We start from the raw sequence: 11,441 nt of genomic DNA on the forward strand, positions 1-11,441 counted from the left end.
GATACCGGCGGTACCGCAAGCCCGCTGGCTACCGTCTGGGGCAGTGATCATCACCACCATCAATGTCAACGGCATCGGGGCTGCGATCAAGCAGCGGTCCGACCAGAACCGCGGGCTGCTGCCGTGGCTGGCCGAGACGAAGGCCGATGGGTGGAGCGGGCCGAGGCGTACGCGCTGCGGTGGTCCGACCACGCGCCGGTGACGGTCGAATACAGTCCTTAATTGTCGCCGAGTGTGGACTTGTGTCACGCGAAACCCGCGTGAAGTGTGTATTAACCCCACACTCGCCGGTGTGATTGACGGGTTAGGGTCGGCCAATGAGCGAATCCGGCAGCCACAAGCGCCATCGCGTCGTCATCATCGGCTCGGGCTTCGGCGGCCTGTTCGCCGCCAAGCATCTCAAGCGCGCTGACGTCGACGTCACCATGATCGCGAAGACCACCCACCATCTGTTCCAGCCGCTGCTGTACCAGGTAGCGACAGGCATCCTCTCGGTCGGTGAGATCGCGCCCGCGACGCGAATCATCTTGCGTAAGCAGAAGAATGCCGAAGTGTTGCTCGGCGACGTCGTTGGGATCGACCTGAAGAACAAGACCGTCACCTCCAAGTTGCTCGACTGGGAGCGGGTCACGCCGTTCGACAGCCTCATCGTTGCGGCGGGCGCGCAGCAGTCGTACTTCGGCAACGACCAGTTCGAGGCTTTTGCGCCCGGAATGAAGACCGTCGACGACGCACTCGAATTGCGCGGTCGGATCCTCGGTGCGTTCGAAGCGGCCGAGGTGACGACGTCGGAAGAGGAACGCAAACGGCGGCTGACGTTCGTCGTGGTCGGCGCGGGACCAACGGGCGTCGAGGTGGTCGGCCAGATCGCCGAGCTCGCGGACCGCACCCTGACCGGGGCGTTCCGGACGATCGACCCGGCGCAGGCACGGGTGATTCTCGTCGAGGCCGCGCCCGCGGTGTTGCCGCCGATGGGGCCGAAGCTCGGACTCAAGGCGCAGCGCCGGCTGGAGAAAATGGGCGTCGAGGTCAAGCTGAACACGATGGTGACCGACGTCGACTACATGGGCCTGACTGTCAAGGAGAAAAACGGCGAGGAGTACCGCATCGAGTGCGCCGTCAAGGTCTGGTCGGCCGGCGTGCAGGCCAGCCCGCTCGGCAGGCAGATCGCCGAGCAGTCCGACGGGACGGAGGTCGATCGGGCCGGCCGGGTCGTCGTCGAGCAGGATCTCACGGTGAAGGGTCATCCGAATGTCTTCGTGATCGGGGACCTGATGAGCGTGCCGGGCGTGCCCGGCCAGGCGCAGGGCGCGATCCAGGGCGCCGTGTACGCCACGAAACAGATCAAGGCTGAACTCAAGGGTGGCGACCCAACGGCGCGAAAGCCGTTCAAGTACTTCGACAAAGGCAGCATGGCGACGGTCTCGCGGTTTTCCGCGGTGTGCCAGATCGGCAAGCTGGAGTTCGGCGGTTTCCTCGCGTGGCTGGCGTGGCTTGGCCTGCACCTCTACTACCTGGTGGGTGGGCGCAACCGGCTGATGGCCGTGATCTCGTGGTTCATCACGTTCCTCGGCAGAGGGCGCGGCCAGATGGCGATCACCGAGCGATGGGTGTTCGCGCGCAGGGCACTGGAACAGTCGCGGGAGCAGAGCGCCCAAAAATCCATTGGTTGAGCCGTGCGAAACTTGACCCATCATGAGCACTTCCCGCCCTGTCGTCTTTTCTGGTGTCCAGCCCACGTCTGATTCCCTGCACCTGGGCAATGCGTTAGGCGCGATCAAGCAGTGGGTCGGCATGCAGGACGACTACGACGCGTTTTTCTGCGTGGTCGACCTGCACGCGATCACGATTCCGCAGGACCCCGAGCAGTTGCGGCGACGCACACTGGTGACGGCCGCGCAGTATCTGGCGCTGGGCATCGACCCGTCGCGCAGCACCATCTTCGTGCAGAGCCACGTCCCCGCGCATGCCGAACTCGCTTGGGCGCTGGGCTGTTTCACGGGTTTCGGGCAGGCGTCGCGGATGACGCAGTTCAAGGACAAGTCGCAGAAGGAAGGCAGCGAAGCCACCACCGTCGGGCTGTTCACCTATCCGGTGCTGATGGCTGCGGACGTCTTGCTCTACGACACCGATCTGGTCCCAGTCGGCGAGGACCAGCGCCAGCATCTCGAGTTGGCCCGCGACGTCGCGCAGCGGTTCAACGCCCGCTTCCCCGACACCTTCGTGGTTCCGGATGTGATGATCCAGAAGGCCACCGCCAAGATCTACGACCTGCAGGATCCGACGTCGAAGATGAGCAAGTCAGCGGCGACCGAGGCCGGGCTGATCAGCCTGCTCGACGATCCGAAGGCCTCGGCGAAGAAGATCCGCTCGGCCGTCACCGACAGTGAGCGCGAGATCCGGTTCGATCAGGGCGCCAAGCCAGGGGTGTCCAACCTGCTCACGATCCAGGCAGCGGTCACCGGCGCCGACGTCGACAAGCTTGTCGAGGGCTACGCGGGCCGTGGCTATGGAGACCTCAAGACCGACACCGCCGATGCCGTCGTCGAGTTCGTCACCCCGATCAAAACGCGGGTCGACGAACTGCTCGCCGATCCAGCCGAACTCGAGGCGGTGCTCGCAACCGGCGCCGAGCGCGCCAGGGACGTGTCTGCGAAGACACTCAAGCGGGTATATGACCGGTTAGGGTTCTTAGCGCCACGCGCGTAACGCTTTCGGGAGGCTGGGATGACGGAACCGGCCGAGGAGAAACCGGGAATTCTGGATCGCCTGAGGGCACGGTACGGCTGGTTCGACCATGTGATGCGGGCGCAAGGGCGCTATCAGGACAGCAAGGGCGACTTCTACGCCGCGGGCATCACGTATTTCACGGTCTTCGCCTTGTTCCCAATGCTGATGGTCGCATTCGCGATCGGTGGCTTCGTTCTCGCCAGCCACCCCGAGCTGCTCGCCGAGATCGAGGACAAGATCAAGTCGACGGTATCCGGTGACGTCGCCCAGCAGCTGGTCAAGTTGATGGAATCGGCGATCGCGTCGCGCACCTCGGTCGGCATCATCGGCCTTGCCGCAGCCGCGTGGGCGGGCCTGGGCTGGATGGCGAATCTGCGGGAGGCGCTGACGCAAATGTGGGGCCTGATGCGGCATGAGCCGCCTGGCTTTGTGCGCACCAAGTTGTCGGATCTCATCGCGATCGTCGGGCTGTTCGTGGCGATCGTCGTGACCATCGCGCTTACCGCGCTCGGCAGCTCGGGTCTGATGAAACATGTGCTGGAATGGCTTGGGCTGCAGGATCTTCCGGGTGTCGGCGTGGCGCTGCGGTTGGCTTCGTTGTTGGTGTCGATACTGGTGTCGTGGCTGCTGTTCGTCTGGATCATCGCGCGGTTGCCACGCGAGTCGGTCAGCCTCCGCAGTGCCGCGAGGGCCGGGCTGATGGCGGCGGTGGCCTTCGAAGTCTTCAAACAGGTCGGCACGATCTACCTCCGCTCGGTGGTCAGCGGCCCGGCGGGCGCGACGTTCGGTCCGGTGCTGGGCCTGATGGTGTTCGCCTACATCACCGCGCGGTTGATCCTGTTCGCGACGGCTTGGGCAGCGACGTCGACCGAAAACCTCGCCGAGGAACCGGTCGAGCCCCCGGCGCCGGCGCAGATCACTGCGCGGGTGCAGATCCGCGAAGGACTCGGGGTGGGGGGTGCGTTAACTGCCGCCGCCGTGGGCGCCGTTGGCGCGCTGGGCTTTTCGCGGCTACGGAAGCACTAGTGCTGCGGACGCCGGTTCAGTGAGCGAGCGCCCAGGATGAGTCCGAACACGATGATCGACCCCACGATGCCAACGCCAACCCGAACCGGCATCGCGTTGATGTCGGGCAGCGGCGTGGAGGCGGCGGTCGTCGCGGGGTTGGGCGCGGCGTCCGGCTTGGCGGCGAGCAGCGACGGATCGGGTTCGATCAGCGTGCCCACCTTGGTGCCGGGCGCGGTCGCAAAGCCGTAATCCAGTAGGTGCGCCGCCTGCTCCCAAGGCGCGATCGGCTGGCGTGTGCCGTGCAGCAGCACGGCCATCAGCCGGCGGCCATCATGGTTGGCTGCCCCGACGAATGTCTGCCCTGCGTCGTCGGTGTAGCCGGTCTTGCCACCCATCGCGCCAGGATAGTTGTAGAGCAACTGGTTGTCGTTTTCCACCGGATAGCCGACGTCGCCGCGGCCGGGAAAGTCGAAGCTGCGGGTGGCGACGATATCGGCGAAAGTCGGGTTCTGCCAAGCGAATCGATAGAACAGTCCGAGGTCATATGCCGACGTGCTCATGCCCGGTCCGTCAAGGCCGGACGGCGTCGCCGCGCGGGTGTCGCGGCCGCCGAGCTTGCCGGCCAGGTCGTTGATCTTCTGTATCGCGGTGTCCATCCCGCCCAGCTGCATGGCCAGAGCGTGCGCGGCGTCGTTGCCCGAGTGCATCAGCAGACCGTGTAGCAGGTCGTTGATCGAATAGAAGCCGTTCTCGCCGACACCGACCTTGGTGCCCTCGGCGTTGGCGTCGTCCTGGGTGCCCGCCACGACCTTGTGGATCGGCAACTCTCGCAACGCCTCCGTCGCGATCAGCACCTTGATGATGCTGGCGGGCCGATGCCTGCCGTGCGGGTCGCGCGCGGCGATGACGTCGCCGGTGTCGAGGTCGGCGACCAGCCACGCCTCGGCGGAGATGTCCTCGGGCACCGGCGGCGTGCCGGGGGCGGTAATAATGCCGCACCCGGACAGCGCGTCGCCACCGAGCGGCTTGGCGGGCACGGGCAGCGGAGCCGGCGGATCCCCGGCCTCAGGCACCTCGGAGGAGTCGACGGCCGGCGGCGTCGACTCCCGGTACGGGCATGTCGGGGCTTCCGGCGGCGCAGCGTCGGGCTGCGCCGTTGCCATCGCCGGCGCTGCTACCAGGAAAAGCGCCGCTGCCAGGGCGGCGGCGCGTGGAAACACGACTCGAATGTTCGCCATCGTGACCGCAGATTAGGCGGTTGTGGCTTGGTTCTAGCGGAGGCGCGCTGTGACTCATGAGTTTGGAGTTACAAATGTGACTTCGGCGGGATCGGGCAGTGAGCGACTGCCGGAAAGCCGATGCTGCCCATCCAGAGCTTGCTGTGCGCCTCGACGAGCCCGGTCACCATGCCGAACGACGGGTGGGTGGTGCGCAATCCGGCGACCACCTTGCCCGTATCGGAATCGAAGGCGACCGCCCACACCTCGGGCTTGATCTGCGGCTGCAACCGGTCGGGCAGCTTCCACAGCAGCTTCCGCAGCGCGGGCCAGCGCGGGGCCAGCCATTCGGCGGCGGCGTTGACCGGTGAAACCATCGCCACCCAGATGCGGCCGTCGGCGCCGGTGGAGATGTTGTCGGGATGGCCGGGCAGATTGGCCACCAGTGGTGTGACGGTCCCCGCCTGCGGCCCGGTCAGCCAGTACTTCGATAGCCGGCGACCCATCGTCTCGGCGAAGACCAGCGCCGACCCGTCGGTCGTCGGCGTAACGCCGTTGGCGAAATACAGACCCGGCACGACGGTCAGCACCGTGCAGTCGGGGTCGCGACGGAACAGGCTGCCCCGCGGGCGCGCCTCAAGCACCGCGCCCTTGAAGTGCTCATACGTGAACGCGCTCGTCGACTCGGTGAAATAGATTGTGCCGTCCGGTGTTTCGGTCACATTCGAGCAGAACTGCAGGCGACGACCGTCGACCTCCTCGACCAGGTTCTCGAACTTGCCGCTCTCAGTGTCCATCGCCAGCAGGCCGCCGGGGCTGGTGCACACCAGCAGCCGTCCGTCGCGCGCGACGGCCAGCCCCAGTGGACGGCCCGGCGCGGTACCGACGACCGCGGGCCGACCGTCGGGCGCAATCCGCACGATGCGTCCGTCGTCGACGCCCGTCCAGATGTTGCCCTCGGCGTCGACGACCACATCCTCGGGCGCGTTGCCGGGCACCGGCACGATGGTCAGAGCGGCCGAGGGCATCTCCGGCAGCGCATCGACGGGTGGTGGCTGCCAGCGGACGGGATCGACTGGTGGCTTCGGGGCGGTGGTCACGCGCCCGACGCTACGCCCCCGGCACCGGTTCGAACCCGGGCCTAATGCCAGGCGTCACCGCGCTCTTGCAGATGCTTCCAAGCCTCGGTGAACACCCCGCGCAGGATCTGTTCGATCTGGTCGAACTCGGCCTGTCCGCTGATCAGTGGCGGCGCCAGCTGGACGACCGAGTCGCCGCGGTCGTCGGCTCGGCAGTAAAGACCGGCCTCGAACAGCTCGACGGAGAGGAAGCTGCGCAACAGCCATTCGCTGAGCTCGTCGTCGAGGACCTGCTTGGTTGCCTTGTCCTTCACCAGCTCGATGCCGTAGAAGTACCCCTCGCCGCGCACGTCTCCGACGATCGGCAGGTCGAGCAGCTTCTCCAGCGTGGCTCGGAAGGCAGGCGCATTCTGCCTGACCCGGTCGTTGAGGCCTTCGCGTTCGAAGATGTCGAGGTTGGCCAGCGCGACTGCGGCCGAGACGGGATGACCTCCGAAGGTGTATCCGTGCGTGAACGTCGTCTTGCCGTCACTGAACGGCTCGAACAGCCGGTCGCTCGCGATCATCGCTCCGATCGGCGAGTATCCGGACGTCATGCCCTTGGCGCACGTGATGATGTCCGGTACATAGCCGAAGTCGTTGCAGGCGAACATCGAACCGATTCGGCCAAACGCACAGATGACCTCGTCGGAGACCAGCAGGACGTCGTACTCGTCGCAGATCTCCCTGACCCGTTCGAAGTAGCCCGGCGGTGGCGGGAAGCATCCGCCTGCGTTCTGCACCGGCTCGAGAAACACCGCTGCCACCGAGTCAGGGCCCTCGAACTCGATTGCCTCGGCGATCCGATCGGCCGCCCACTGCCCGAACGCCTTCTCGTCCTTGTCGTATGGCGGCGCGGCCCGGTAGAAGTTCGTGTTGGGCACGCGGAACCCGCCGGGCGTGATCGGCTCGAACGGCGCCTTGAACGTCGGCAGGCCCGTGATCGCCAGCGCGCCGTGCGGCGTGCCGTGGTAGGCAATGGAGCGCGAAATCGCTTTGTACTTACCGGGTTTGCCGGTCAGCTTGAAGTACTGCTTGGCCAGCTTCCACGCCGATTCGACGGCCTCGCCGCCACCGGTGGTGAAGAACACCCGGTTCAGGTCGCCAGGTGCATAGTTGGCCAGCCGCTCAGCGAGTTCGATCGCCGGGGGCGTGGCGTAGGACCACAACGGGAAGAAGGAGAGTTTCTCGGCTTGTTTGGCCGCGGCCTCCGCGAGTTCTTCGCGACCATGGCCGACCTGAACGACGAAAAGTCCTGAGAGACCGTCGATATAGCTCTTTCCCTTGTCGTCCCAGATTGTTACGCCCTCGCCACGGGTGATGATCGGCGGCGTGATTCCTGCGCCGTGGCGCGCGAAGTGTCCCCACAGGTGGCGGTTGGCCTTTGCTCCCAGGTCGCTGGAAACTTCTTGTGCGATATCGGTAGTTGTCATCTTGTACCCCAATTGTATTGCTGTTTAACGAGTCTCAGGTAAACAAGTGTCTCGGTTGATATCACCCCAGGAAGTGCGCGAATTTGGGTATTAAGTAGGTCGAGAAGGTCGTCGTCGTCCTCGCAGACGACTTCGACGATGGCGTCGAACGAGCCCGCGGTCAGCACCACGTAGTCGACGGATTCGAGGGCGGCCAGCTTCTCGGCCACCCGGGTGGTGTCGCCGGTGCAGCGGATCCCGATCATCGCCTGGCGGGCGAAGCCCAGCTGCATCGGATCGGTCACGGCGACAATCTGCATGACGCCGGCGTCGACCATTCGCTGGACGCGTTGACGGACCGCGGCCTCCGACAACCCGACCGCTTTGCCGATGCCCGCATACGACCGGCGGCCATCCTGCTGCAACTTCTCGATGATCTGCTTCGACAACTCGTCAAGATGGAACGCCGCGCCAGGTCGGGACTGGTTGACGCGGAATGAGACGGCGCCCATTGGCTGCGGTGCGCCCGGGTTGGCCATGCCTGTGATTGTGCACGGAATCCGTCGTCACAAGCAACTACAGCGATGAAATCCCTCGTTTTGAGGGGCCTGCGCGGCGGGAATGCGTAGCCGCGCCGTGCGGCGTGGGCTAGCGTTGGGCCATGACTGCGCTTCAGGGTCGGGCGGTATCTACCAGTGTGGCAGGCAGCTGGATCAACGGCGCCCCGGTGGTGACCGGCGGCGACCTGCATCAGGTCATCAACCCGGCGACCGGCCAACCCGTTGCCGACTACGCGCTGGCCACACCTGCCGACGTCGACCGGGCGGTGGCGTCCGCGCGCGCGGCCTTGTCCGGCTGGGCGACGGCGACGCCTGCCGATCGGTCCGCGGTGCTGGCCAAGCTGGCGAAGCTGGCCGACGAGCACGCGGATGACCTGGTGGCCGAGGAGGTCAGACAGACCGGTAAGCCGGTGCGGCTGGCCGCCGAGTTCGACGTGCCGGGCAGTGTCGACAACATCGACTTCTTCGCGGGCGCGGCTCGCCATCTGGAGGGCAAGGCCACTGCGGAGTACTCGGGCGATCACACGTCGAGCATCCGGCGCGAGGCCGTCGGTGTGGTCGGCACCATCACGCCGTGGAACTACCCGCTGCAGATGGCGGTGTGGAAAGTGTTGCCCGCGTTGGCGGCCGGATGCAGCGTGGTGATCAAGCCATGTGAGCTGACTCCCCTGACGACGCTGACGCTGGCTCGGCTGGCCAGTGAGGCGGGGCTGCCCGACGGCGTGTTCAACGTGGTGACCGGGGCCGGTGCCGATGCCGGCACTGCACTGGCCGGGCATCGCGACGTCGACGTGGTGACGTTCACCGGGTCGACGGCGGTGGGCCGCAAGGTGATGGCGGCCGCGGCGACCCACGGTCATCGCGTGCAGCTGGAACTCGGCGGCAAGGCGCCGTTCGTGGTGTTCGACGACGCCGATCTGAACGCCGTGATCCAGGGCGCGGTCGCGGGCGCGTTGATCAACACCGGGCAGGACTGCACCGCAGCGACGCGGGCGATCGTGGCCCGTGAGCTCTACGACGATTTCGTCGCCGGCGTCGGTGAGGTGTTTTCGAAGGTTGTTGTCGGTGATCCTCATGACCCCGAGACCGATCTCGGCCCGTTGATCACGGCGGCGCACCGGGAGAAGGTGGCGGGCATGGTCGCCCGCGCGCCCGGCCAAGGTGGACGGATCGTTGCAGGTGGCGCCGCTCCGGATGTGCCCGGGTCGTTCTACCTGCCGACGCTGATCGCCGATGTCGACGAGCAGTCGGAGGTCTACCGCGACGAGATCTTCGGTCCGGTGCTGACGGTGCGGTCGTTCGTCGATGACGACGACGCGCTACGGCAGGCCAACGACACCGACTACGGTCTGGCCGCGTCGGCGTGGACCCGCGACGTTTACCGCGCGCAGCGCGCGTCGCGCGAGATCAAGGCCGGCTGTGTGTGGATCAACGATCACATCCCGATCATCAGCGAGATGCCGCACGGTGGTCTTGGCGCGTCGGGTTTCGGCAAGGACATGAGCGTCTATTCGCTCGAGGAGTACCTCACGATCAAGCACGTGATGAGCGATATCACCGGCGTTGCCGACAAGGGTTGGCACCGAACGATTTTCACCAAGCGATAGGCCGTTGCCTACTACCCGCGTGGTCGGTTCACCTAGCCTTTGCTGAATTCCTCACCGGTTTCGGGATCGAGCGCGGTTTCGCCTGGAGGCCGGTTGGACAGGTTCGGTGCGTTGACCGTCGGCGCGTCCCCCGAGTCTGGTAAACCGAAGTGTGGGCTTGCGGCGCCGACAGGTTCGAGCAGCAGATCGTGGCTGCGACGCGGCAGGGTGACGCCTTTGAAGAAGTTGGGCGACGCCACCCGCCACAGCGCCATCAGGATCAGGCCGAGGACCAACGCGCCGATGCCGACGACCGCGACCGCGCCGAAACCGAAGATCGTCACGTTATTGCCTTCGTCATCGGTCAACCAATCCGGCTTGGCGTATTGCAGGAGTCCGTAGATGAACACGACAAGCAGCACGATGCCGCCGAGCAGGGGAACGACGCCGCGCATGACAAAATCGCGAACGTTGCGTGTCAATGTCTTTCGGTAAAACCACATACAGGCGAATCCGGTCAGTCCGTAGTAGAACGCGATCATCAGCCCGACCGAGCCGATCAATGCCGTCAGCAGGTTCCTGCTGATCACCGTGAACAGCACGTAGAAGATCGCCGACACCACGCCCATCGCGACCGTCGATACCGATGGCGTGAGATAGCGGCGGTGGATCTTCGCGAAGGCGTCTGGCAGCGCCTTGTACACACCCATGGATAGGGTCGTGCGGGCCGTCGGCAGGATCGTGGTCTGCGTGGACGCCGACGCCGACGTCAGGATCGACGCCGACAGCAGCAGCAGTCCGACCTGACCGAGGAAGCTGTTGCCGAACAGGTCCGGGCCGATGGCGGCAAACACGTCCGCCGCGTTCTCCGAGTTTCCGAGACCGATGCCGTCGGTGCCGACGCCGGCGAAAGCGATTGCTGCGACAGTCACAAGCGCATACGTCGCCAGAAGCAGGAACGTCGAAATGACCGCGGCGCGGCCGGGCGTGCGACCGGGGTCGTCGGACTCTTCGTTGCAGGCCACCGCCGTGTCCCAGCCCCAGTAGATGAAGATCGTGGTGAGGACGGCGGGTGCGATGACGGTGCCGAAGTCCAAGCCGCCCGGCCAGAACCACGACAGGGACGGCAACAATGAGTAGGTCTCGGCACTGTGCGTGTACACCTTGAACAGCGCGACCACCGAAAGCACAACGAGTACCACGATTTCGATTGACAGCAGCGCGTACTGCAGTCGCGCGGAAACCTCGATGCCGCGGTAGCAGATGTAGGTCATCAGCGCGATCCAGATGACGCCCGCCACTGTCGACCAGAACGTACTGCTGGAAAGCTCGGCGACCGAATGCCAGCCGAGGTCCCCGACGAAGGTGAACGAATACGCGCCGGCGATCTGTGCCAGGTTGGCCATAACGATGACGTCGGCAGCGATGATGCCCCACCCGCCGAGCCAACCGACGATCGGTCCGAACGCCCGCGACGCCCACGTGAACGTCGTGCCGCAGTCGGGTTCGGCTTTGTTGAGTTCTTGGTAGGCGACCGCGATCAGGTACATCGGGATGAACGAGATCAGCACGATGGCTGGAGCTTTCACGCCGGACAGCAAGGCGCCGCCGCTGGCGACGATCAGACCGAGGGTGGCGGCGAGGCTGTAGGCCGGGGCCGTCGACGCCATGCCGACGACGATGCTCGACAGCAGACCCAGCGCCCCACCCTTGAGACCCTTACTCTCCACGTTGGTCGCTACGTGTTCGCCTTTACTCATGGCGAAACAGTACGATTTCAGTCGCACAGCTGGATAGGAACGACGGATTT

9 protein-coding genes and 1 pseudogene are annotated in these 11,441 nt (G+C 65.5%); 5 read left to right on the forward strand and 5 right to left on the reverse strand.

What is annotated here, in order from left to right:
* Positions 1-43 precede the first annotated feature (43 nt).
* From MYCSM_RS36860 to yhjD, 4 genes and pseudogenes are all read left to right on the forward strand, one after another.
* Positions 44-148: pseudogene (locus MYCSM_RS36860) on the forward strand (exodeoxyribonuclease III); the annotation flags it as partial.
* Positions 149-317: 169 nt separating this feature from the next.
* Positions 318-1,673: an NAD(P)/FAD-dependent oxidoreductase gene (locus MYCSM_RS05735; protein ID WP_015305194.1), complete on the forward strand. Its 1,356-nt coding sequence runs from the start codon at positions 318-320 to the stop codon at positions 1,671-1,673.
* A 22-nt stretch (positions 1,674-1,695) separates the two neighbouring features.
* Entirely contained in the window at positions 1,696-2,709 is a 1,014-nt protein-coding gene (trpS, locus tag MYCSM_RS05740; RefSeq protein WP_015305195.1) for a tryptophan--tRNA ligase, read from the forward strand.
* 18 nt (positions 2,710-2,727) lie between these two features.
* Entirely contained in the window at positions 2,728-3,756 is a 1,029-nt protein-coding gene (gene yhjD, locus MYCSM_RS05745) for an inner membrane protein YhjD (protein ID WP_015305196.1), read from the forward strand.
* Here the strand turns inward: yhjD and MYCSM_RS05750 are convergent.
* The 4 genes from MYCSM_RS05750 to MYCSM_RS05765 all read right to left on the reverse strand — a co-directional run bounded on the left by MYCSM_RS05750 (position 3,753) and on the right by MYCSM_RS05765 (position 8,024).
* Positions 3,753-4,976, reverse strand: a complete 1,224-nt coding sequence (locus MYCSM_RS05750; RefSeq protein ID WP_015305197.1) for a D-alanyl-D-alanine carboxypeptidase family protein — start codon at positions 4,974-4,976, stop codon at positions 3,753-3,755. The genes yhjD and MYCSM_RS05750 overlap by 4 nt on opposite strands.
* Positions 4,977-5,044: 68 nt before the next feature.
* Positions 5,045-6,055 carry an SMP-30/gluconolactonase/LRE family protein gene (locus MYCSM_RS05755; RefSeq protein WP_015305198.1) on the reverse strand — a complete coding sequence of 337 codons (1,011 nt, stop codon included), beginning with the start codon at positions 6,053-6,055 and terminating at the stop codon, positions 5,045-5,047.
* 41 nt (positions 6,056-6,096) lie between these two features.
* Positions 6,097-7,506 (reverse strand): aspartate aminotransferase family protein, encoded by a 1,410-nt coding sequence (locus tag MYCSM_RS05760; RefSeq protein WP_015305199.1) that lies wholly within the window; start codon positions 7,504-7,506, stop codon positions 6,097-6,099.
* Positions 7,503-8,024, reverse strand: coding sequence for an Lrp/AsnC family transcriptional regulator (locus tag MYCSM_RS05765; protein WP_015305200.1), 522 nt, complete (start codon positions 8,022-8,024; stop codon positions 7,503-7,505). Before MYCSM_RS05765 ends, MYCSM_RS05760 begins: the two co-directional genes overlap by 4 nt.
* A 122-nt stretch (positions 8,025-8,146) precedes the next feature.
* Between MYCSM_RS05765 and MYCSM_RS05770 the strand changes: the two genes are divergently transcribed.
* The gene (locus tag MYCSM_RS05770) at positions 8,147-9,652 is read left to right on the forward strand and encodes a gamma-aminobutyraldehyde dehydrogenase (RefSeq protein ID WP_015305201.1); all 1,506 of its coding nucleotides are present in this window, start codon (positions 8,147-8,149) and stop codon (positions 9,650-9,652) included.
* 32 nt (positions 9,653-9,684) lie between these two features.
* Here the strand turns inward: MYCSM_RS05770 and MYCSM_RS05775 are convergent, their stop codons facing one another.
* Positions 9,685-11,391: an APC family permease gene (locus MYCSM_RS05775; RefSeq protein ID WP_015305202.1), complete on the reverse strand. Its 1,707-nt coding sequence runs from the start codon at positions 11,389-11,391 to the stop codon at positions 9,685-9,687.
* Between the last annotated feature and the right edge of the window lie 50 nt (positions 11,392-11,441).

This window comes from Mycobacterium sp. JS623 (assembly GCF_000328565.1).
Lineage (GTDB): Bacteria > Actinomycetota > Actinomycetes > Mycobacteriales > Mycobacteriaceae > Mycobacterium.